Below are 23045 nucleotides of genomic sequence, written 5' to 3'. Positions count from 1 at the left end.
GAAGGTCGGACGATGAGCGATATGTACGAAAAAATCGACGAATTGATGGAACGCAAATTCAAAATCCAGTTGGGCGGCGGCGATGCGCGCATTGATGCCCAGCACAACCGCGGCAAGCTGACAGCCCGAGAGCGGATCGAGTTGCTGCTCGACCCGGACACGTTCGTGGAGCTGAATCCGTTTGTCGAGCACCGGGCCACGCACTTTGGGCTGGACCAGATGGAAGCGCCCGGCGAAGGCGTCGTGACGGGCTACGGCAAAATCAACGGGCGCCCCGTCTACTTGTTCGCGCAAGATTTTACCGTGTTTGGCGGCGCGCTCGGAGAAATGCACGCGATGAAAATTGCCAAGGTGATGGATTTGGCGGCGAAAAACGGCGCTCCGTTCATCGGGCTGAACGACTCCGGCGGCGCGCGCATCCAGGAAGGCGTCAGCTCGCTTGACGGCTACGGCACGATTTTTTACCGCAATGCGATCTACTCCGGCGTCATCCCGCAAATCTCGGTCATTCTCGGCCCGTGCGCAGGCGGCGCTGTCTACTCTCCGGCGATTACCGACTTCGTGTTCATGGTGGAAAAGACAAGCCAGATGTTCATTACGGGCCCGAAAGTCATCGAAACGGTGACGGGCGAGAAAATTTCCGCGGAAGATTTGGGCGGCGCGCGGGTGCATTCTTCCGTCAGCGGCAACGCCCACTTCACGGCCGAGTCCGAGCAGGAGGTGCTCGAAAGCGTGCGCAGGCTGCTTGGCTTCCTGCCGCAAAACAACCGCGATCGCGCCCCTGTGGCGGAAGCGGAAGTCGGCAAGGACTGGCAGGAGGAACTGTTGGAGCTGGTGCCTGCCGAGAGCACAAAAGTGTACGATGTGCGCAAGGTGATCGAAAAAATCGTCGACTTTGGCGACTTCATGGAGGTGCAGCCGAACTTCGCCCGCAACATCGTCATCGGACTGGCCCGCATCGACGGACACAGCGTCGGGATCATCGCCAACCAGCCGAAGGTGATGGCTGGAGGACTCGACATTCATTCCTCCGACAAGCTGGCGCGGTTCATCCGCTTCTGCGATTGCTTCAACATCCCGCTCTTGACCTTCGAGGACGTCTCCGGCTTTTTCCCGGGGATCAACCAGGAGCACGGGGGAATCATCCGCCACGGCGCGAAAATTTTGTACGCCTACTCGGAAGCGACCGTGCCGAAGATCACCGTCATTTTGCGCAAGGCATACGGCGGAGCTTACGTGGCGCTCAACTCCAAGTCGATTGGCGCCGATATCGTCTACGCCTGGCCGAATGCGGAAATCGCCGTGATGGGACCGGAAGGCGCAGCCAATGTCATTTTTGCCAAGGAGATCGAGAGCAGCGAAAACCCGGCGGCGACGCGTGCGGAAAAAATCGCGCTATACCGCGAGAAGTTCGCCAATCCGTACGTTGCAGCCAGCCTGGGCATGGTCGACGATGTGATCGACCCGCGCGAGACGCGCCTGAAGGTCGCTCAAGCGTTGGAGATGCTCCGAAACAAGCAGGAAGACCGTCCATATAAGAAGCATGGGAACATCCCATTGTAAGAGGGGAGCGTCTTGGAATGAAGCTGCATGAACTGCGCGAATTTATCAAGCTGGTGAACCAGTCCTCCATTGAGGAACTGGAATGGCAAAAGGGCAAAACCCGGATCGTCATCAAAAAAAGCGAGCCTGTCACTGTAGCGGCAGGCGTGCTCCCTGAGCAAGCAAGCGAAGTCGAGCAAGGCTACCAGGAAGCAGCGGCCACGACTGAGGCAGAGCCTGTCGCCACCGTCGCCGAAGAAAAAGTGCCAGAGGAAGCGACACAGCTTGTCCTGTCCACATCCGTCGGCATCTTTTACGCGCAAGTGACCGTCGGCCAGGCGATCAAGGCGCAGGAGGTAGTCGGACGCTGCACCGTGGACGCGCTGCAACTGTCGTCCGACATTGTGTCGCCGGTGGCCGGGATCGTGACGGAAGTGCTTGTACCGGACGGTCAGCTCGTCGATTACGGCAGAGCGTTGCTGGTCGTCAAACCACAGTAAGAAGGAGCGTTCCTATGTTCACGAAAGTATTGATTGCCAATCGCGGCGAAATCGCCGTGCGCATTATTCGGGCGTGCCAGGAGCTGGGAATCGCCACAGTCGCCGTCTACTCGGAAGCAGACCGCGAAGCGCTGCACGTCGAGCTGGCAGACGAAGCGTATTGCATCGGCCCGAAGGAATCGAAGGACAGCTACTTGAACATGGCCCGGATCATGACGGTTGCCTTGCTCACAGGCGTGGATGCGATTCATCCCGGCTACGGCTTTTTGGCGGAAAACGCTTCGTTTGCCCAACTGTGCCAGGATTGTTCGATTACGTTCATCGGCCCTGATCCTGACGCGATCACGAAAATGGGAGACAAAGCTGTCGCCAAAGCGACGATGAGCGCAGCGAATGTGCCGCTCGTCCCAGGCACGGACGGGCTGATCGACGACATCGACGAAGCGCTGCAGGTGGCTGAGAAAATCGGCTATCCCGTGATCGTCAAGGCGACGGCGGGCGGAGGCGGCAGAGGCATGCGCGTCGCCTTTGACGCCGAGGAGCTGGAAAAAGCGATTCGCCAGGCGCAAAAAGAGGCGGAGACGGCTTTTGGCAACGCGGGCGTGTACCTGGAGAAATACGTCGAGGAGCCGCGCCATGTGGAGATTCAGGTGATGGGCGACAAGCACGGCAACGTCGTTCACCTGGGCGAGCGGGACTGCTCGATCCAGCGCCGACACCAGAAGCTGGTGGAGGAAGCGCCATCGCCTGCGCTCGATCCGGAGCTGCGCGAGCGGATGGGGCAAGCGGCTGTCGCGGCCGCGAAGGCGGTTTCGTACCACGGAGCAGGCACCGTCGAATTTTTGCTCGATCGGCACGGACAGTTTTACTTCATGGAAATGAACACGCGCATCCAGGTCGAGCATCCGGTCACGGAAATGATTACGGGCATCGACCTCATCAAAGAGCAGATTTCGGTCGCGGCGGGCAATCCGCTGTCCTTTTCCCAGGAAGACGTCAAAATCAACGGCTGGGCGATCGAGTGCCGGATCAATGCGGAAAACCCAGCGAAAAATTTCATGCCGTCGCCAGGAAAGGTCCGCAACTACTTGCCGCCGGGAGGCTACGGCGTGCGCGTCGACAGCGCCGTTTACCCGGGCTACGAGATTTCGCCGTTTTACGATTCCATGGTCGCCAAGCTGATCGTGTGGGGCACAAGCCGCGAAGAAGCGCTTGCTCGCATGAAGCGGGCCTTGCGCGAGTTCGTGATCGAAGGCGTGCACACGACCATTCCGTTTCACGAAAAGCTGCTGGAGCATCCTGATTTTGTCTCGGGCCATTTCGCGACCAACTTTTTGGAGAAAAATCCGCTGGAGCTGAAGGAAACCGAAGCCGCAAGCGGCGGCAAATGACGAAAGCGCTCGGGTTCGGTTCGCCAGGCGGGCAAGGGGCAGAAGCTCTGCGCGCAGCCTGGCGACACCGGGACATTTGCTCGTGGAGCGAGCGTGCCGGATAGTTGATAGAAGCAGCGCGGTATGGTAAGATAGTTGTACTTTGATGACTGGAGTTGAAGCCGATGAAGTAAGCTTTCTTGCTCAAAAAAGGAAAACAAGTGCGTTTTTTTCGCATGCTTATTTCCTTCTATGCAAGAAAGTTACTACATCTGTTCACTCAAGCGATATATCCAAATCCGGCTCCTGGGTGGAGTAGGTTTTGTTATACGTATTTGAGCTGCAAGAGAGTAACTTTCTTGCAGCTCTTCTATTTTTATCCAGGGGGATGAGGTTATGTCGACCATCAAAGTGACGAATCTGACTTTTGCCTATGACGGCAGTTTCGATAACATTTTTGAAAACGTGAGCTTCCAGATTGATACCGATTGGAAGCTCGGCTTTACCGGAAGGAACGGCAGAGGGAAGACGACATTTCTGAACCTGCTGCTCGGCCGCTATGAATACAGCGGCACGATCTCGGCGCAGGTGCAGTTCGAATATTTTCCGTATCCAATCGAAAACAAGGAGCGAATCACCGCAGAGATCATCCAGGAGATGATTCCCGATTACATGCACTGGGAGCTTCTGCGCGAGTTTTCCTTTTTGCAGATGGACGAGGAAGTGTTGGAGCGGCCGTTTGCGACGTTGTCCAACGGCGAGCAGACGAAGGTGCTTCTTGCGGCCTTGTTTTTGAAAGAAAACAGCTTTTTGCTGATTGATGAGCCGACGAACCATCTGGACATGGGCGCCAGAAAGCTCGTCAGCGACTACCTCCAGACGAAAAGCGGCTTTATTCTCGTCTCTCACGACAGAGCTTTTCTCGACAACTGCGTCGACCACATCCTGTCTATCAACAAGACGAACATTGAGATTCAAAAAGGCAATTTTTCGACGTGGTGGGAGAACAAAGAGCGGCAGGACAACTATGAGCTGGCCGAAAACGAGCGGCTGAAAAAGGACATCAGACGGCTGTCCGAGTCCGCGAAGCGCACCAGCAACTGGTCGCACGAAGTGGAAAAAACGAAAAACGGCACGAGAAATTCCGGCTCCAAGGTAGACAAAGGGTACGTCGGCCACAAGGCAGCGAAAATGATGAAGCGCGCAAAATCGCTGGAGCAGCGTCAGCATGCGGCCATCGAGGAAAAGTCCAAGCTGCTGAAAAACGTGGAGCAAGGCGATACGTTAAAAATCGCTCCGCTTGCTTACCATAAAGATCGCCTGGTCGAGCTTGTGGACGTTGCGATTTTTTACGGAGACAAACAGGTCACGAGCGGCATCCGCTTTTCGGTTTCACAAGGGGAGCGAATCGCGCTGTCGGGGAAAAACGGCTCGGGCAAATCGAGCATCCTCAAGCTGATTTGCGGCGAGGACGTGCGCTACACGGGAACATTCCGCAAAGGAAGCCAACTGAAAATTTCCTACGTCTCCCAGGATACATCGCACTTGCAGGGCAATTTGACGGATTACGCCAGAAGCAACGGGCTGGACGAAAGCTTGTTCAAGGCGATCCTTCGCAAGCTCGATTTTTCCCGCGTGCAATTTGAAAAGGATATGGCCGCTTTCAGCGGGGGACAGAAGAAAAAGGTGCTGATCGCGAAAAGCTTGTGCGAGCGGGCGCATCTGTACGTATGGGATGAGCCGCTGAACTTTATCGACGTCATTTCGCGCATGCAGATCGAGGAGCTGCTTTTGGAGCACGCGCCGACGATTTTGTTTGTGGAGCATGACAGCGAGTTTTGCAAAAATATCGCGACAAAGGTTATCGAGTTGTAGCAGGAAGGCTGGTTTGGCAGGGCGATGCGAGAGGGCGCCGCCACTTGTTCTTGTCCTGTTTTGCACCGCCTGGACATACGGTGTAAGGAGGGACATATACGTAGAGGTGGTATCATGAGCGCCGTTTTCCAGATTTTTGCGTTCGTCATTATCGCGTACGTCTGGTTTGCCTGGCTGGTCTGGCGAAGAAGAGGGCACATACAGCCGATGCACGGGATGGTAGGCGCCATGGCGATCGGGATGCTGGTTGGGCTGATCGCTGGTCTGTTGTTTGGGCTCGTATTCCAAGGGAGCCTTTCTCGTTCCACGCTGTGGGGGATGTCGTCAGGCGCTACGGCAGGCTTTTTGGTGGGCGTGCCCTTGTCGACGCTGACCGTGGTGGAAGGCACGCTATCCGGCCTGATGGCGGGCATGATGGGGGCTATGCTTGGTGAAATGATAACGCTGGAGCAGGCGGAGCCGCTTTTGTTTTTTCTGGTGATGCTGTACACGGCATGTCTTTTGCTGATGGAGAGGTGGCATCTGCCTGAACAGAAGAAGGCGGAGCCGTCCGCAAAGTTGCTTGCGCTACGGCATCCCGTCGTCGGGGCTTTGCTGTTGCTCGCTGTGTTTGTCTGGTTTCAGGCGATGAGCTTCGCGCTCCCCGAGTCAGGCGAGCGCCCAGCCAATCCGATGCATCATGAACAACGACAGAAGTGACCGACAGGAAGAACAGGAGGAAGGTATGGCGTTAAGCAAAAAAGGCACACGGAAAATTACCGTGGGGCAAACGGAATACCGCTGGGTGGTCAGCCCCGCTGCCGACGGGCTGATCGTCGTCACGATTCAGCATGCGGAAGGAACCGGGCAGTTGATCCGCGTCTATGCCAAAGCGGACGTGCATGACGCGAGGTCGGCGGGTGCGAGCGGCTCAGCGCCAACGCGCGAGCGCCGGGCAATCAAGCCATCTGACGTGGAGGCGATCATCACGGAAGCGGTGGCGCAAGGGTGGGTCCCGGAAAAAAGCGGGGCCCCGCTCGGCTTTGACTGGAAGGGGAGTACGCTACTCAAGCGAGGCAGGTAGAGGGGGCATACGCCTTGTCGGGTAAAAAATAAAAGGGCAGTGGTCGGTCAGGAGCAACGCGCAGTATGCCGCAAGCATACGTGCAGCACGCTCCAGGCGGGCCGCTGCCTTTTTGGATCGGTTACAATTTTGGTAAGCATCGTTGTTTTGCGAAGGAGGGGCTTGGGCAATGTGGTATAGCTATGCGGTTTGGCGATGCAGGTTGGCAATGCGGTTTGATTAGGTATAGTCTAGCAATACGGTGTGACAATGCGGTCTGGCAATACGGTTTAGCCATATGGCCGGGCTATATGGTTCAACAATACATTAGCCATTTCCTCAGACAAACAAACCGCCGCTTTCCAATCTCCACTTTTCCTCGCCATATTTGTTTACCATAATAATATTCTGTCAACCACCTATAATCCCTCAAGCATCTCCGCCAAGCTTTCCCCATGCTCAGCCAGCCAGATCATTTCTTTCGCGAAGCGGGCTGGAGGCACGCTGTGCTCGTCCATCCGCGCCGTAATCCACCAGGTGCTCTCCATATACCAGAGCAGCGACAGGGCAGTTGCCAACCAGCCGTCCGCCGACGCAGGCCGTTCCTCCTTGTATCCGGCCATGAAAGCCGAGGCGAGGGCAGGATCGAACTGCTCGTCCAACGCGTACGATAGGACCGCCCGCGCAACATCAAGCGCCGGGTAGTCGTACTTCAATCGGTCAAAATCGAGGATGGCCGCTACGCGCTCCGCACGAAACAAAATATTGTCCGCCCACAGATCGCGATGCGCCCACCCGCAGGGCAAAGCGGTGAACCGTTCCAGGTCCATTCTCTCGGTCGCGCGGATTTGCCATTCGATCTTGTCGAGAAGCTGCGGCTTTCCGGCTGCTTTCGCCTGGTCATAGACCGAGTGCCAATGAGCCAGCCGCTCTTCGCGGCGTGGGGGCGTAAACTGCGGGGATTTTTGCGTTCCAGCCGTTCCGTCGTTTAGCAGCCGGTGCATGGTTCCCGTCGCCCGGCCCAGCTCGTACATTTGCGCTGCATTTGCTTTTCCCGGCGGAACGAGGGTGCCTGGGCAAAATTCCATGACCAGAAACCGTTCTTTGCCAGCCGATTCCAACAAAAACTGTCCGGCGTGCGCCAGCAGCTTCGGGCAAGGGAGGCCCGCCGCATGCAATCTCGCTTGCTGGGAAAAAGCGAGAGCCAGGTCCGCCGAATGGTACAAGGCAAATCTGTCTTTGTTGTACTGCTTTAGCAAAAAGCTCCCATCTTCCGTGCTGATCTTCCATTTCAAATTGAGCCACCCCCGGTTGATGGGAGTGGCTTTGCTGATCGTCAGGCCGAAGAATTGCGCTACCGCCTCCGTCAAGTCAGCGAGAATCATTTCCTCGGTTGCAAGTGCGTTGCTTTTCACGTAACAGCCCCCTGTTCCAGCGTTCTGAATACTATTTCTTCCCGAGGGGCCAAAAACCTTTTTAGGCGGAGATAGACACGGTATCGAGAAATTTGGTCACTACGTCAAAAAAGCCGTCCGGGTCCGAAGAATGGATATCGTGGCCGCATTCGGCGAACACGGCAAGCTCGGTGTTTGGCCTGCGCGCAGACATTTCCCGGGCGTGCGCTTCGTCCATCACGAAGCTGTGTTTGCCGTGAATCAGCAGCACAGGGCAGGTCGAGGACAGCCAATCTTCCCACCACGCTCCGTTGCAGTGCTCCTGCGAGATGCGCATTCCCGGGCAATCCGAGCGAAAGCCAAAGCCGCGTTCATCCTCAAACACGCTTTCCGCAAAGTAATCCACGGCACGCACGCCGACCTGCCGCAGCGCGTCCTTCAGTTGCGCAAGCGAAGCGGAGCGCTCTGGAAGCCGTTCAGCAAAAGACAGGTCTACCTGGATTTTGGTGCCGATGTCTTCGACGATAACCGCTTTGACGTATTGCGGATAGCGGGCGGCAAACTGATAAGCGTTGAGCCCGCCCAAAGAATGGCCGAGGATTACGACCGGCTGTCCGCCCAGTTCGGACTGGATCAAAGCCAGGATGTCCTGCAGATAGGCTTCCCGCGAGTAATCTTTTTCCGGCGAATGATCGCTCCAGCCGTGGCCGCGTTGGTCGAGGGAGATCACGCGCCAGCCCGTCAGCCTGGAGGCAAAGTCGGTAAAGACCCGCGCATCGTTCATATGCCCGTGCAGCAGGAGCAGCACGTTTTCGCTGTCGCCGCCAAAGTCGAGATACGAGAGCTGCATCTCGTGTGAGCGGAAAAATTTTCGCGTTGCCGCTTGCGGTTGTTGTTCGTGGGACATGGTCATTCCTCCTAACTGGACTTTATCTTGATGGTAGCAGATAATAGTGACAAAACATGTCATAGTTAAAAGGAAAGAAACCGGTGCCCAAATCACAACGCCTGCTCGAACTGTTGATGACCGTCAATCGCAAACGTTCGTTTACCGTCGGGGAGCTGGCCCGCGAGTTTGGGGTATCGCCGCGGACGATGCTGCGAGATTTGCAGGAGCTGAGCGAGTGGGGCGTGCCGCTCTATTCCGAGGTAGGGCCGCATGGCGGCTACCGTGTGCTGAAAGAGCGCATCCTCCCGCCGATCGCTTTTTCCGAAGAGGAGGCGGTCGCCATCTTTTTTGCGATTCATGCGCTGCGCCATTATTCCTCGCTGCCTTTTGCGGCGGAGGCGGCTTCTGCCGTGAGCAAATTTTACACCTACATGCCGCCGGATGTGCGCGAGCGGATCGACCAAATGCGGAACCGGGTAGATTTTGTCACGCCGAAAAGGCAAGCGGAGTCGCCGTTCTTGTCCATCCTGCTTGAAGCAGCCGTCGAGCAAAAGGTGCTGCTCATCGAATACGAATCGCGGGAAAAGCGCTCCAGCCGCCACATTCAGCCGATTGGCATCTACACGCGAAGCGGGCTGTGGTACTGCCCTGCCTACTGTTGGCAGAGCCGTGATTTTCGCGTGTTCCGCTGCGACCGGATTCATGCGGCGGCGTTCGCGGGTGCGGAGCAGGAGCCGCTCGATCTGCGGAATGTACATCTGGCGAATCGGGAGTCGCAGCGTGTGATCGCCGAACAGGAGGAAATCCCGGTTTACGCGGAGCTGACAAGGGCGGGCGTGCAGATGTGCGAGGCGGAGGCGTGGGCATCTTCTCTGCTGCACACGCGGCCGGATGGGACGGGCTGGCTTGCGGGCAGCATTGCGGTGAGCGACCTCGATTTTTTTGCAAAATATTTCATCGGGCTGGGGCTGGAAGTGACGGTCATGCGTTCGCCGGAGCTTTTGGCGAGCATGAGAACGTATTTGGCGGAGTTGACGAGCAAGTACAGCGAAAAAGCCGAAGGAGGCACAGACATGACGAATCGGAAGCAAAACGAAGCGGAGACGGATTTTCCCAAGTTGTCCAGACCGGCGCAGCAGGCGCTCGCCCAGGCCGGGTATGAGCGGCTGGAACAGCTCGCGACCATCAGCGAGGCGGAGCTTCTCAAGCTGCACGGCATGGGGCCGAAATCGGTGAAGCAGCTCCGGGAAGCTATGGCGGAAAAAGGGTTGGCGTTTGCAGCGGGGAAGGGTTCTCGGTAAGGCGGGCGGTGGCTTAGGTTCCGGTCGCCAGCGATTGTGGCGGTGGGAGGACTGTTTTTTGCGTCGGGAAGGCGCGGACGTTTGCTAAGCTCCATCACCAGCGGATTCCAACGCTCAAAGCCGTCCCGCCGTTTCAAGCGCGGAGCCTTGCCGGAAAAACGGGCCGCGAGAAGTTCACCCACGCTTTCCAAAACAACCAACTTTCTACGACGGCGTCTTCGCCTTGCTGCGGGACTGCCATCTGCGGTAGAGCAAATAGGCGAAGCCGAGAAAGCCCGCATAAGCGAGAAGCGTAAGCAAAGAGCGCTGCGCGTTGTGGAACAGTTGGTTGCCCAAAAAGGCAAACACAAGCATCGCGGGAATTTTGCCGACAGCGGTCGCCAGTGCGAAAGACGTGAAGGGAATCGCGCTGATGGCTGCGTAAATATTGATGACCGGAGAAGGAATGAGCGGGATGAGCCGGGCAAACAGCACGGCCACGAAGGCGTTTTGCTCGAAGGCACGGGTAAACAGCGCCAGGCGCGGGGACTTCGTCAAGTAGTCGCGTCCGGTTTTTTGATACCCGGAGCGGACAAACAGAAAAAACAGCCACGCCGAGCCGACAGAGCCGGTCCAGTTGATGAACGCGCCCCAAAACGGCCCGAATTTCGCTCCCATCATTCCGGCGAACAAGCCGAACGGAATCACGGGAAACAGGCCGAGAAAAACAGAAGCCAAAAACATGTACGGCAGCAACTGAGCCGAATCGCTGGAAAGCCAGTCCAACAAAACATCTTTTTCCAAAAAGCCGATCAAAAAGACGATGGCATAGCCGAACAACAGAACCCACTTTTTCATGATGACGCGCTCATCCCCTCAAAACCCTTCCTTTTCCAGTATGGTGCGGACAACCATATGATAGCCAGCGCCGCAGATTTTACACGCTTCGTCCGACCCTTGGCGGAAGCGGCGGCGGAGCGCTGCCGGTTTTGCCCCGGGGAAAAATGGGCGTTTGCAACTGGAACGAATACCTATCGCCGCTTCATAAATGTAGAGTAGCTACATGCAGTGGCGGAGGTGAAAATTTGGATGGATGAGTTTAAAAAAGAGCTGAAAAAGCTGAAGGCTTCGGAATTCAAGGCGGAGAACGTGACTCCATGGGATAAAGAAAAAGAACAGGAAACGATGCTCGTGCGCAGCCGGTGTGGCCGTTGCAGCCACGGGCGATGCGGAGGCTGTGCCAGATGCGGGCGCTGTGGCGGATGCGGCGGTTGCAGTTGTTCTTGTAGCTGTTTTGGCACCTGCTTCTTTCCGTGCTTCTTCCCGTGCACGCAGTGCGCCCGATGCTTCTAGTCTAGTCTCCCAGCCTCCCGCGCAGCAAACGGGCAGGCCAACTCCACGAAAGCTTCTGTCAGGCGGTTGTCAGGCAGGAGCTTTTCGCTTTTTTTGCGCAGGCATTTCGGACAAAGCGCACGACATAAAATGACCGTGACACCCTCATGGCGCAAAGTGGCGCACGCAGCCAAGCAAGGAGGAAGAGCATGGTCAAACTGAATCCGTCGATGCGTCTTGCAGTGAACCGGGATACGTTTTTTTTGCCCAATCCCGATGGCAGCGTCTATTTTCGCAATAACGTCGGGACGTTTCGCATGGAAGGGGAAATGATCGATCAGTGGGTCCAGCAGTTGCTGCCGATCTTCAACGGCGAGCACACGCTGGCTGAGATCACGGCTGATTTGCCGGAAGCATACCAGAGCCAAATTTATCAGATCGCCGAGAGCCTGCTGCAAAACGGATTCGTCCAGGACGTAAGCGACTGCAAGCCGCATCAACTGTCCGCTGCGGTCGTGGAGCGATTTTCCGAGCAGATCGGCTTCGTCGAGCAACTCGCTGGCTCAGGCGGCCAGGCATTTCAGGCGTATCGGCAGCAAAAGCCACTCGCCGTAGGGGCTGGCTCCTTTTTGCTCGCTTTGATTCACGCGTTATGGGAGTCGGGCTGCCCGCACGTTCACTTCGCGCTGACCGATCCGTCGTCTGTCAATCGAGAGCGGCTGGCAGAGCTGTATGCGCATGCGAGGCAAAAAGACCCGGAGGCAGAGCTGACCGAAATCCCCATCCAGCAGCAGGGAAAAGCGGGCTGGGAGCAGGCGCTTGCGCCGTTTTCTGCGGTTTTGTACGTCGCAGATGATGCAGAGCAGAGCGAGCTGCCTCTCGTGCATGCCGTGTGCCGGGAGATGGGAAAAACGTTCGTTCCCGCCTTTGGGCTGCTGCAAAAAGGAGTGGCTGGCCCGCTGGTGCACCCATCTTCGCCAGTGTGCCTGGATTCGGTGCTACGTCGCCTGCACCGCGTTTATTTGCGCGAAGACGCCCGCGGCCATCCGTTTACGGCCACGTCAGCCGCACTGTTGGCAAACGTCGCGGTCTTCGAATGGTTCAAGCAGGTGACAGGTGTAGCGGCAGCAGAGCCGGGCGGCAAGCTGTACGTGCTCGATCTGGAGACGCTTTCCGGGAGCTGGCGAACGGTTATGGCGCATCCGCTTGTACAGGGAAGCCCGCGTCTCGTCCCGGTGGACGAACAGCAGGTGCTTGCGGAAGCAGAGCCGCAAAGGCACGGTCTGTTTGCTTCCTTCCAGGCGTGGACTTCGCCGGACATTGGCATTTTTCACCTCTGGGACGAAGGAGAACTGGTGCAACTGCCGCTCGCGCAATGCCGGGTGCAGGCAGTCGATCCTGTAGCGGATGGTCCTGCCGAGCTGCTGCCCGCCCGGATATGCCCGGGCTACACCCATGAGGAGGCACGCAGGGAAGCGGGCTTGCTGGGGACGGAAATGTACGTGTCCCGCCTTGTTGGCGCGTGCGGCATCCGGACAGCTTCTGCGCATATGTTTGGCGGCGGCAAGCCGGACAGCACACAGGAGAGCGTCTACGGCATCGGCGCGGGAGAGTCGGGAGCGGAGGCGCTGTGCCGCGCCTTGTACAACTGCTTGCAGTCCAGCCTGGCCGAGCAGGTGCAGTTGCGGCCGCCCGTAGCGACTCGCGTGAAGCTGCCAGAGCTGCGCGACGAGCCGTGTCTTTTTTACTTGCGCGCGTTCGCCATTGAAAAAGAACAGCCGCAAATCGCCCGCGGTGCCGACCTGTGCGGCTTTCCGGTGTACTGGGTCGGGATTGGGAACGGGACAGAATGGGTTGGCACGGTTGGCCTGCATGAAGTGGCGGCGCTGCGCAAAGCGCTGCAAGCGGCGTTGCTAAAACGGCAAGGAGCGCCGGATGAAGTCCTCGCCTCTGTCGTGAGGACGTCCTTTGTTTCACTGGACCAGCCCGAACAGCCCGAGCAAGAGGCGATGCTTCGTCCCTGCCCGGACAGCGAGGCAGAGCTGTGGCAGCAGGCGCGCGACGTGCTGGCCCGGCAACGGCTGGTCCCCGTGCTGCTGAATGCGGCTGTGGAGCCATTTTTACAGGAAGATTTGGCGGGGGTCGTCGCTTTGTCGCTGCGAGAGGAGGAAGCGCATGGGTAAGGAGATTCTGGTCGTGGGCGAAGGGCTGCTGGCTGATCTGGTCGCAGCACGGTTGCAGGCGGATTTTTGCGTGACGCGAAAGCAGACGGTCGAGCGGGAAGAGACACATGCCGACCTGGCGCTGGTGCTGCAAGACGGCTGGCGGCCGCATGAACATCTGGAAGCGGAAAAGTGGCTACAAGCCGCGGGCGTTCCTTGGCTCAGGGCGTTTGTGTCCTTCGGCGAAGCGGTGATCGGGCCGTACGTGCAGCCGGGGCTTCCGGGCTGCTCGCAATGCGCGGACATGCGGCGGCTCATGGCTGGCCGCGATCGCAAGGAAATGTGGGAGCACCAGTTTCAACTGACAAAAGAAGGCGGGGTGGCGGCAGATGCCTGGGCTTCGCGCACCGGACTTTTGCAGGTGAGCCATTATGTAGTGGCGGAAGTACAGCGGATGGCTGCGGGAAAACAAGCCCGGTTGCGCGACCATCTCCAGTTGCTCGACCTAGAGACGTTGGCAAGCTCTCGCCACTTTTTTCTCGCCGATCCGCTCTGCGGCATTTGCGGTCGTCTGGACGAGGACACGTCAGAGCGGGCGACGTTTGCCTGGAAGCCGAGTCGGAAGCGGCATCCGGACAGCTACCGCGTGAAGTCGATGGCGGAGTTGCAGCCCGCGCTGCGCACGGAATACGTGGATGCGCGGACAGGCTTTTTAAACGGGAAAATGCGCGATCTCGTCTCGGTTTACTCGGATGTGAGCGTCAATCTGCCGCTATTTCCCCACGACGAAGCGACAGCGGGGCGGTCCAATTCCTATGCCGACAGCGAGTGGACGGCGATTCTGGAAGGGCTGGAGCGCTACTGCGGCTTGACGCCGCGCGGCAAGAAAACGGTCGTCTACGACTGCTACGCGAATCTGGCGGAGCACGCGCTCGACCCTGTGACATGCGGCGTTCATTCCCGGGAGCAGTACGCTATGCCCGGCTTTCCGTTTCAGCCGTTCGACCCGAAGCGACCGATGAACTGGGTATGGGGCTATTCCTGCATGAAGGAGCGGCCGATCCTCGTTCCCGAGCGGATGGCTTACTACAGTCTCGGCTACGGAGACGGATTCGTCTTCGAGACGTCCAATGGCTGTGCGATCGGGGGAAGCCTGGAGGAAGCGATTTTTTACGGCATGTTGGAAGTGGTGGAGCGCGATGCTTTTTTGCTCACCTGGTATGCCCGGCTGCCGCTGCCGAGGCTCGATCCGGCGACGTCCGGCGACCGGGAGCTGGACTTGATGCTCGCGCGGCTTGAGTCCGTCACCGACTACGACCTGCACTTGTTCAACGCGACGCTGGAAAACGGCATTCCGAGCGTGTGGATGATCGCGAAAAACCGCAAACAGACAGGGCTGAATCTCGTCTGCGCAGGCGGCGCCCATCCCGATCCGATCCGGGCAGTCAAAAGCGGGCTGCACGAGACGGCAGCGATGCTGAACAATTTGCACGACAAGTTTGAAGCGAACCGCGACCGCTATGTGCGCATGTACCACGACGCCTCGCTCGTGAAAAAAATGGACGATCACGCCATGCTCTACGGCTTGCCGGAGGCGGAAGAACGCCTCGGCTTTTTGCTCGAAAACAACGGGCCGCAGCAGTCGTTTGCCGAGGCGTTTGCGCAGCCGGGCAGGCACGCGGATCTGACAGACGACTTAAAGGAGCTGTTGGCTGTATTTCGCCGCTTGCAGCTCGACGTGATCGTCGTGGAGCAGACGACGCCAGAGGTGAGCCGCATCGGGCTGTCCTGCGTGCGCGTCCTGATTCCGGGGATGCTACCGATGACGTTTGGTCACCATTTGACGCGGCTGACCAATCTGGAGCGCGTCTTGCACGTTCCGGTCACGCTCGGCTACGCCAAACAGCCGCTCACGTACGCCCAACTGAATCCGCATCCGCACCCGTTTCCGTAAAAGCAACGACCAAAGGGGGAGAGTGTGAGGAAATGAGCCTTGAGCGTTTCGTGCACGACCTGCATTTTGCCACCGAAAAAGTCAGGCCGCCCGATCTGGAAGTGAACTGGGACGACGCTCCGCTGCCCTACAAGCTGTATAGCGGCTTGCCGGCTGTGTCGTTGCCTGCGGAGGTGGCATTGTCACTGGCGGAGGAAAAGGTAGAGGGCGAACCGTCGCTCGCCCAGCTCGGCAGCCTGCTCTACTATATGTACGGACTGGCAAAAGTCAGCCAGACGGTATTTCCGCAAGAGGCCGCGGAGGAGGGGCTGTTTCCCGTGCAGTCTTACCGCAGGGCGATTCCTTCCGGCGGGGCGTTGTATCCGAACGAAGTCTACCTGTACGGAAAGCTCTCGTACATGGCCCAGGGCGTCTATCATTACGATGTGGCGCATCATCGGCTCGTGCTGCTTCGCGAAGGCGACTTCGATGCATACGTAAGCCAGTCGCTCGGCCAGCGCTGCGCGCTTCACCATTGCTTTGGCGCGCTGTTTGTCTCCGCTTACTTTTGGAAAAACGCCTTTAAATACGACCTGTTTTCATACCGGCTGCAAGGGCTGGACACGGGAGTGCTGCTCGGGCAATGGTTGGCTTTGGCCGAGGGTTGCGGCATCGAAACAGGGGTGCACTATTTGTTTTTGGATCGCGCAATCAACCACCTGCTCGGCTTGTCCGGAAACGAAGAGAGCGTGTACGCGATCATGCCGCTTGCAGCGAAGCGACAGGAAGCGTGGCCGCTGCCCGCAGCGCCGGGGCTTTCCGCTGGAGCGAAATCCCGAGGGGAGACGACGGCTGAACAACTGCTCCGGCAGCTAGAACCTGTCACGCATCGGTATCATATCGGCTCGCAGAGGCAAAAAGACTACCCGCTGCTGCGCAAAATGAATGAAGCGGCGATGTACGAGTCGACCGCTTCATTTGGAACTCCGCGAGCCGCCGCCGAGCAGCCAGTCGCGGACAGTGCAAAGAAGCGGCATGTTTTGCCGGACAGCTTGCCGCAGCGGTACGATTTCGCGGAGTTTTGCCGCCGCCGCACTTCGCCGGAGCTTGACTTTGTTTGGCGAAAAATCGCCCAGGAGCAGCTATCCGCTCTCTTGCAGGAGGCGTTCGGCGCTTTTCGCTACCGCCATGACCTCGGCGGCACAGACAGCGGGCTGCCCGCGCTCTGCGTCTGCATTCACCAGGTGGACGGCATCGAAAACGGGGCGTACCGCTACGAGCCAGACAGCCACAGTCTGCTGGCGAGACGGTACGGGGACCAGCGGCTGGAGCTGCAAGCGGGCATGACGCTCGACAATGTCAATCTGTTTCAGGTGCCGCTCTGCTTCCACGTAGCGGGGGAGCGAAACCAGTTGCGCGACAGATGGGGGGACAGAGGCTACAGGATTTTGCAGATGCAGGCGGGGATCGCGGTACACCGCTTGCTGCTTGGCGCTTTTTCCTGCGGGCTGGGAGGACACCCGCTGCTCGGGTACGATGTGGCGAAAAGCGACGGCATTTACGGGCTGGCAGATGAGCAGAAGACGTGCCTGATTCAGTTGCCCGTTGGCTCGTACAGGCCGCGAGTCCGCCTAGAGGGGAGCTTGCATGGGTAAAAAAAGAGAAGGCTGACGTGCGCCGGATGCACAGAAATCAGCCTTCTCTTCGTTATGGATGATTACCCTTGTTGCTTTTCCGCGCTTGGCGCAGGAGCAGATGCCTTGGCTGCTTTTGCCTGAAACATCCTCTCCAGCGGCAGCACTTTGCTGAGCAGGTTGTGAATATGTTTCGATTCCTTCGTCAGTACCGGGCCGAGAATGGCCAGAATCAGGACGTAGAGGGCGGTGAATGGCTGCAAAATTTCCAACAGTCCGCCTGCTTTCCCCATATTCGCAATCAGGATGGAAAATTCCCCGCGCGCCGTAATCGTCAGCCCGATGTTCGAGGAAGCGCGTGCCGACAAGCCTGCGCTGCGCCCGGCCAGAAGTCCGGCGGTGTAGTTTCCGATCAGCGTAATGGCGACAGCCGCCAGTGACAGCCAGACAGCTCCGCCGAGCTGAAGCGGGTCAATCGACAAGCCGAAGCTGAAGAAGAACATGGCGCCAAAAAAGTCGCGGAAAGGCAGAATCATGTGCTCAATTCTCTTCATATGGACCGTTTCTGCAAGGACCAGACCGACGAGCAAGGCGCCAATCGCCTCGGCCACGTGGATGGTTTCCGAGAAACCAGCTACGAGGAACAGGCCTGCAAAGACCGTCAACATGAAAAGTTCATTTGATTTGATATTGAGCGCACGGTTGAGCAATGGAACGAGCTTGCGCCCTACGATGATGAACAGAAGCATGTAACCGAGTGCGATCAGCGCAGAAGTGAGGACGCCGACGACCGATGTGGCTCCGCTGAGCACGAGACCGGACATGATGGACAAGTAAACAGCGAGGAACAGGTCGTCAAACATAATCATGCCCAGAATCATTTCCGTTTCCGGGTTGGCTGTCCGTTTAAGATCCACCAGCACTTTTGCCACGATGGCTGTAGAGGAGATCGTCGTAATACCGGCGATAATGAGAATTTCTTTGAAAGGAACCCCGGCAAAGTACCCGAAGAGCAAGCCGAGCGTAAAGTTGATGCCTATATAGATGGTGCCGCCGATCGCGATCGAGCGTCCCGCTTTAATCAGACGGCCAACCGAAAATTCAAGTCCAACGTAAAACAACAGAAACAAAACACCCATCCGACCCATGAAGTCAATGAGTGGTTCGCTTTCAATAAACCGAAAATCGATCAGACCGATCGAGGCGGCGTGCGGCCCTACGGCCATGCCGATGAGGATGTAAAACGGAACGATGGAAAAGCGGAGTTTTTGCGAAATGAACCCTGCGATGGCAATCAAGCCAATGGCTAGACCAATTTCAAAGACGATGTGTTCCAAATCAAGCCCCCCCTGATATGAGTGTAGATTTTAACACCTTCACCTGCCCTCTCTCACCTGCCACAACCAGCGTCACGCCTGCAGTCAGAACGCATTCTGGTCCCGGACTCACTTTTTGCTTTTGATCCTTTTCAATAATGGCGATGATGGTAGCCCCGGTCTTTTGGCGAATGTCCAGTTCCCCGATCGACTTGCCGATGCAGGCTGACCCTGGCTCGATCTTGTACCATTCAATCACGAGCTGGTCGAGCGCCATCTCGATCGTTTCCAGCGCTTTCGGCTTGTAGGTCATCCCGCCGATGATGCCAGCCAACTGCCGCGATTCCTGGTCATCCAGCGTGACCATGGAGACGCTTTCGTCCCAGTCGTCTTTGTCAAAATGGTAAATTTCCCGTTGGCCGTCATCGTGGATAATGATAATCAGCTTGTCGCCGCTTCTTGTTTCCACCTGGTACTTTCGTCCGATTCCTGGCAAATCTGATTCCCTGATAGTGAACATGGAAACGCCTCCTAAAAAGTGGAATCCACCTGTTTTTCGACAAACAAATAATTGTTTGCTAATATCATCATATACTTAAATGATGCGAAAAGTCTATATTTCGAAACAGTTTGCAAAAAATATGACACACTTTGTCTGATTTCTGAATGGGCAGAAAAGTACAAAAAAAGACCGCCTCTGCGAGTAGTCCAGGTAAACGATCTTTAACTTGGGTTGAACACTATGATTGTCTTTTTTTGATGTCTTCCAGCAGCTTGATGATTCGTTCGTTTTGCTCGACTTGCATGAGAATGTTCGCGTTGATTTTCCGCAGGGCGTCGTACAGGGCAGCCAAAGCAGCAACGGCAACGACGGCAACCAAAACCAGCATCGGATCGCTCCTTTTACATTTTCTGCTAATCTATCTAATAGAAAGAATTGTACCATATTTACCAGATTTGGCGTGCGCAAGGCCCATAGCTTTGCACAGATTCTCCCGGGCAAATGCCGCTTTTCATTGAACTATGAACAAATCGTCTCTATACTTGAATCATAAGCATCGGTTGATATAAAAGAGGGGTAGTATGCAAAACTGGCTGACGCATTTCATTGAACAATACAGCTATCTGGGCATTTTTTTGATGATGGCGCTGGAAAACGTATTTCCACCGATTCCTTCTGAAGTGATCCTGACATTTGGCGGTTTTATGACCACACACTCGGCGTTGACCGTGCCGGGTGTCATTTTGTCGGCCACGTTCGGGTCCGTACTCGGCGCGATTTTGCTTTACGGGATCGGCTACTATTTGGACGTAGGAAAAATCGAGAAGGTCGTAGAGCGCTGGGGACATCTGCTGCGGGTCAAGCAGACAGACATCGAGAGAGCGCATGCCTGGTTTGACAAATACGGCTACTGGACGATTTTGTTTTGCCGGATGATTCCGTTGGTGCGCAGCCTCATTTCCATTCCGGCGGGGATGACCCGGATGAATCTCCCGCTGTTTTTGCTGTTTACGAGCATCGGGACGCTGCTGTGGAACATTGCCCTGGTGTGGATCGGGGCGTTTCTCGGCGAATCGTGGCAAGATGTTTTGCACGTGATGGACGTCTACTCCCACTTTGTCTACGGGGTGATCGCTGTCGCTGCTCTTGTTTTTCTCATCGTTTTCCTGCGCAAGCGCAGAACCCATCCATAAAGCGTTGCCCGCTGTCAGCCATCCGCCATCTTTCCGTTTGGGAAAGGTGGTTTTTTCAGCTAGGGAGCCTTTTGACAAAATCGTATCGGCATACAGGCAGCGAAAGCGTCGCCAAAAGCGGGCAGGCAGGCGAAACAGGTAAAGATCGTGAAAAAAGTCGTAATACTCTTGCAAATACAACGGCATTGCTTTTCGTTATCGTGTAGGGTAGGGGACCGCAGCACGCTTTTTCCCTCATGCACAAAAAGACAGGGAGGCGATTGCCAATGATCGATGTATTGCTCGTAAACGGCGTGGTCATCACGATGGACAAGGACAGACGGGTGATTGCGGACGGCGCAGTTGCGATTGACGACGGGCGGATCGTGGAGGTCGGGGATACTGCCCAGTTGACGGAGAAATACACGGCCGAGCGCGTGATCGACTGTGCCCGCCACTGTGTGTTGCCGGGCTTTATCGACGCGCACGGGCACGGCGGACACTCGCTGTTCAAGACGATTGCCACCGACAACATCAACGACTGGATGCCGATTATCACCAACGTGTACAAGCATGAGGTCACCGACGATTTCTGGTACTACGAGGGCAAGCTGTCCGCCCTGGAACGGCTCAAGGCGGGGATTACGACAGGAGTCAGCGTGCTCGGCTCCATGCCGCGCTCCGACGATCCGGTTGTTGCCTTGAACCATGCGCAGGCGTACGCGGAGGTCGGGGTGCGGGAGATCGTTTGCACAGGGCCGTGCAACCCGCCGTGGCCGCATCCGTTCAGCCGCTGGGTCGACGGGAAAAAGGTGACGAAGGAAGTGACCTACGAAGAAGTGCTGGCGGGAGCCGAAGCGGTGATCGAGGCGCTGCACCATGCCAACTCGGACAGGACGCGGGCGTACATCACGCCGTTTGTCATCGTCACGTCGATCAACCCGTCGGCTCCGACCCAGGCCGATCAGTTGTTTGGCCCCACCGATTTTGACCGTTACCAGGCGCGAAAAATCCGGGAAATTGCCCGCAAGTACGACACGCGGATTCACTCTGACGCGTTTGGCGGCATGATTCATCTGGCTGTGCAAGACAAAGAGTACGCCTTGCTCGGCCCAGACGTCCATTTGCAGCATTGCCGCGGCATTTCGTTTGACGAAGCGAAAATTTTGGAGGAGACGGGGACGAATGTGAGTGCTTCGCCCGGTTTCGGGCAAATCAACGCCCGGACGCCGATCACCGAGCTATTGGAAATGGGGGCGACCGTCGCCATCACGACGGACGGCACTTCGCCGATGACGCCGTTTGACATGTTTCAGGCGATGCGCAGAATGCAGCTTTTGCAGCAGGCGGCTCTGCGCGATTACTTTTACCTGCCGCCCGGCAAGCTGCTGGAAATGGTGACGATTGATGCGGCGCGCTGCGTGGGCTGGGACGACGAGCTGGGCTCGCTCGAAGCAGGGAAAAAGGCCGATGTGATTACGGTGAACATGCAGCAGGCTCATTTGACGCCGGAAACGATGCACGTCCAACGCTTGGTGTACCAGGCCGTTGGCGGCGATGTGAACCACGTGATCGTCGACGGACAGTTGGTCATGGATCAGCGGCAGGTGCTGACTGTGGATGAGCAGCGCATTTTGACGGAGGCGAATGAAGAGGCGGCACGCACGATTGCGCGGGCGGGGCTTGCCGCTTACATGCAGCCGGGCAAGTACTTCTGGGGGCATGCGCGGGCCTACCTGGATGAAGGGCGGGCGCGGCCGTTGTTTTCGTAGCGACTAAGGCTGCGCCAATGGCTTGTTGGCGTAGCCATGTTATCGAACGGTTCGCCAAGGGGACTGAGAAGCCATGGCTTGCAACGGCGGGGCAAGGAGCCGACATCCTTGCCCTTTTCCTCTGGGGCGGCCATGTTCACGGAGAAAATGCAGGCGGACAAGAACCGAACAGCAGGAACTGTGCAGGGCGGCAAGGAATTAATACGTAAAGCCAGTACGCGCCCAGTAATGTAAGCGCATACATATCGTCTGCATGAAACGGAAAAAGGAGGCCGACCACAGATGAATCCCCATCCGCATGGAAGCAACGAACCGGACAAGTCCTCGCTGGAACACGATATCCATACCGATTTCAAGAAGGAAATGACGTATGGCGACTACCTGCATCTGGACAAAATTTTGGCAAGCCAGCAGCGGCTGTCGACTCATCACGATGAGATGCTGTTCATCATTATTCACCAGGTGAGCGAGCTGTGGATGAAGCAGATTTTGCACGAGCTTGCCGCGGCGATGGACTGTATTGCCAATCACGAGCTGGAGCCGGCGTTCAAGATGTTTTCGCGGGTGTCGCGCATCCAGCAACAGCTTATCAAGTCGTGGGATGTGCTCTCCACGCTCACTCCCGCCGATTACTTGCAGTTCCGCGACAAGCTCGGGCACTCGTCCGGTTTTCAGTCGTTTCAAAACAGGCTGATCGAATTTACGCTCGGTTACAAAAACGCTCATGTGCTGGCCGTGTACGAGCATCAGCCAAAGCTGCACGGGCAGTTGAACAAAGCGTTGCATGCGCCGAGCATTTACGATGCGGCGATCAAGGAAATGGCGGCGCGCGCCTTGCCGATCGACCCGGCGTGCCTGGAGCGGGACTGGTCGCAGCCGTATCAGCCAAACGCGAGCGTCGAGCAAGCCTGGCTGACGGTTTACCGCGACGTGCACCAATATTGGGACTTGTACGAGCTGGCGGAAAAGCTCGTCGACATCGCCAGCCAGCAGCAGCAATGGCGCTTCAACCATATGACGACCGTGGAGCGCATCATCGGGCAAAAGCCCGGAACGGGCGGTTCCTCTGGCGTCGCTTATTTGCGCAGGGCGCTCGATCACCGTTTTTTCCCGGAGCTGTGGAGCCTGCGCACACAGCTATAGGACAATCCAAGCGAATAGGCAACGGTAAAATCCCACAGCAAACAGGCGTGCGGACAAACATGTTCGGTCACGCCTGTTTTTTTTGACGCGCAAAGCGCGTGAGCTATCAGGACACAGGAACAGCACGATGCTAAGCCTAGCATGCATCCGACGGCAACGAACGTACCTGGCAGAAAACTTCCATCCG

20 protein-coding genes and 1 pseudogene are annotated in these 23045 nt (G+C 57.1%); 15 read left to right on the top strand and 6 right to left on the bottom strand.

Going from position 1 to position 23045, the window contains the following annotated elements:
- Window positions 1-12: 12 nt before the first annotated feature.
- From M655_RS14475 to M655_RS14450, 6 genes are all read left to right on the top strand, one after another.
- Window positions 13-1563 (top strand): acyl-CoA carboxylase subunit beta, encoded by a 1551-nt coding sequence (locus tag M655_RS14475; RefSeq protein ID WP_007786386.1) that lies wholly within the window; start codon window positions 13-15, stop codon window positions 1561-1563.
- A gap of 17 nt (window positions 1564-1580) precedes the next feature.
- Window positions 1581-2042 carry an acetyl-CoA carboxylase biotin carboxyl carrier protein gene (locus M655_RS14470; protein ID WP_007786383.1) on the top strand — a complete coding sequence of 154 codons (462 nt, stop codon included), beginning with the start codon at window positions 1581-1583 and terminating at the stop codon, window positions 2040-2042.
- Between the two features lie 14 nt (window positions 2043-2056).
- A complete protein-coding gene (gene accC / locus M655_RS14465) occupies window positions 2057-3433 on the top strand; it encodes an acetyl-CoA carboxylase biotin carboxylase subunit (RefSeq protein WP_005829569.1) in 1377 nt (458 codons plus the stop codon).
- A gap of 375 nt (window positions 3434-3808) precedes the next feature.
- Window positions 3809-5287 (top strand): Lsa family ABC-F type ribosomal protection protein, encoded by a 1479-nt coding sequence (locus M655_RS14460; protein WP_026557145.1) that lies wholly within the window; start codon window positions 3809-3811, stop codon window positions 5285-5287.
- Window positions 5288-5401: 114 nt separating this feature from the next.
- Entirely contained in the window at window positions 5402-5986 is a 585-nt protein-coding gene (locus tag M655_RS14455) for a hypothetical protein (protein WP_005829574.1), read from the top strand.
- 25 nt (window positions 5987-6011) lie between these two features.
- Complete coding sequence (locus M655_RS14450) at window positions 6012-6350, top strand: hypothetical protein (RefSeq protein ID WP_005829576.1); 339 nt, start codon at window positions 6012-6014, stop codon at window positions 6348-6350.
- A 398-nt stretch (window positions 6351-6748) separates the two neighbouring features.
- On the opposite strand, the gene M655_RS14445 is transcribed toward M655_RS14450, so the two are convergent.
- A complete protein-coding gene (locus tag M655_RS14445) occupies window positions 6749-7744 on the bottom strand; it encodes a homoserine kinase (RefSeq protein ID WP_026557146.1) in 996 nt (331 codons plus the stop codon).
- A gap of 61 nt (window positions 7745-7805) precedes the next feature.
- Complete coding sequence (locus M655_RS14440) at window positions 7806-8630, bottom strand: alpha/beta fold hydrolase (protein WP_026557147.1); 825 nt, start codon at window positions 8628-8630, stop codon at window positions 7806-7808.
- A gap of 83 nt (window positions 8631-8713) precedes the next feature.
- On the opposite strand from M655_RS14440, the pseudogene M655_RS14435 reads away from it, so the two are divergent.
- Window positions 8714-9661, top strand: a pseudogene (locus M655_RS14435) (helix-turn-helix transcriptional regulator); the annotation flags it as partial.
- 24 nt (window positions 9662-9685) lie between these two features.
- The gene (locus M655_RS14430; RefSeq protein ID WP_235694743.1) at window positions 9686-9913 is read left to right on the top strand and encodes a DNA-directed RNA polymerase subunit alpha C-terminal domain-containing protein; all 228 of its coding nucleotides are present in this window, start codon (window positions 9686-9688) and stop codon (window positions 9911-9913) included.
- Window positions 9914-10117: 204 nt separating this feature from the next.
- On the opposite strand, the gene M655_RS14425 is transcribed toward M655_RS14430, so the two are convergent.
- The gene (locus M655_RS14425) at window positions 10118-10750 is read right to left on the bottom strand and encodes a TVP38/TMEM64 family protein (RefSeq protein ID WP_005829584.1); all 633 of its coding nucleotides are present in this window, start codon (window positions 10748-10750) and stop codon (window positions 10118-10120) included.
- Between the two features lie 231 nt (window positions 10751-10981).
- Here M655_RS14425 and M655_RS28105 point away from each other — a divergent pair, with 231 nt between their 5' ends.
- The 4 genes from M655_RS28105 (at window position 10982) to M655_RS14410 (ending at window position 16974) form a co-directional block, all read left to right on the top strand.
- On the top strand, window positions 10982-11245 hold the full coding sequence (locus M655_RS28105; RefSeq protein WP_081414690.1) for a heterocycloanthracin/sonorensin family bacteriocin: 264 nt from the start codon (window positions 10982-10984) through the stop codon (window positions 11243-11245).
- 188 nt (window positions 11246-11433) lie between these two features.
- Window positions 11434-13407: a hypothetical protein gene (locus M655_RS14420; protein WP_026557149.1), complete on the top strand. Its 1974-nt coding sequence runs from the start codon at window positions 11434-11436 to the stop codon at window positions 13405-13407.
- A complete protein-coding gene (locus tag M655_RS14415) occupies window positions 13400-15340 on the top strand; it encodes a TOMM precursor leader peptide-binding protein (protein WP_026557150.1) in 1941 nt (646 codons plus the stop codon). Before M655_RS14420 ends, M655_RS14415 begins: the two co-directional genes overlap by 8 nt.
- Before the next feature lie 32 nt (window positions 15341-15372).
- Window positions 15373-16974, top strand: a complete 1602-nt coding sequence (locus tag M655_RS14410; protein ID WP_005829590.1) for a SagB family peptide dehydrogenase — start codon at window positions 15373-15375, stop codon at window positions 16972-16974.
- Between the two features lie 62 nt (window positions 16975-17036).
- On the opposite strand, the gene M655_RS14405 is transcribed toward M655_RS14410, so the two are convergent.
- The 3 genes from M655_RS14405 to M655_RS14395 form a co-directional block, all read right to left on the bottom strand.
- On the bottom strand, window positions 17037-18290 hold the full coding sequence (locus tag M655_RS14405; RefSeq protein WP_005829592.1) for a cation:proton antiporter: 1254 nt from the start codon (window positions 18288-18290) through the stop codon (window positions 17037-17039).
- 1 nt (window position 18291) lies between these two features.
- Window positions 18292-18789, bottom strand: coding sequence for a cation:proton antiporter regulatory subunit (locus M655_RS14400; RefSeq protein ID WP_007786369.1), 498 nt, complete (start codon window positions 18787-18789; stop codon window positions 18292-18294).
- 220 nt (window positions 18790-19009) lie between these two features.
- Window positions 19010-19159, bottom strand: coding sequence for a hypothetical protein (locus M655_RS14395; protein WP_167333261.1), 150 nt, complete (start codon window positions 19157-19159; stop codon window positions 19010-19012).
- A 193-nt stretch (window positions 19160-19352) separates the two neighbouring features.
- Between M655_RS14395 and M655_RS14390 the strand changes: the two genes are divergently transcribed.
- The 3 genes from M655_RS14390 (at window position 19353) to kynA (ending at window position 22858) form a co-directional block, all read left to right on the top strand.
- Complete coding sequence (locus M655_RS14390; RefSeq protein ID WP_005829594.1) at window positions 19353-19964, top strand: DedA family protein; 612 nt, start codon at window positions 19353-19355, stop codon at window positions 19962-19964.
- 266 nt (window positions 19965-20230) lie between these two features.
- The gene (locus M655_RS14385) at window positions 20231-21715 is read left to right on the top strand and encodes an amidohydrolase family protein (protein ID WP_026557151.1); all 1485 of its coding nucleotides are present in this window, start codon (window positions 20231-20233) and stop codon (window positions 21713-21715) included.
- A gap of 282 nt (window positions 21716-21997) precedes the next feature.
- Window positions 21998-22858 carry a tryptophan 2,3-dioxygenase gene (gene kynA, locus M655_RS14380; protein ID WP_026557152.1) on the top strand — a complete coding sequence of 287 codons (861 nt, stop codon included), beginning with the start codon at window positions 21998-22000 and terminating at the stop codon, window positions 22856-22858.
- Window positions 22859-23045: the final 187 nt, after the last annotated feature.

Origin of the sequence: Brevibacillus sp. NSP2.1 (assembly GCF_000470975.2) — a bacterium.
In the GTDB taxonomy this organism is placed as follows: Bacteria; Bacillota; Bacilli; order Brevibacillales; family Brevibacillaceae; genus Brevibacillus; species Brevibacillus agri.
This window is presented reverse-complemented; position numbering and strand designations above follow the sequence as displayed.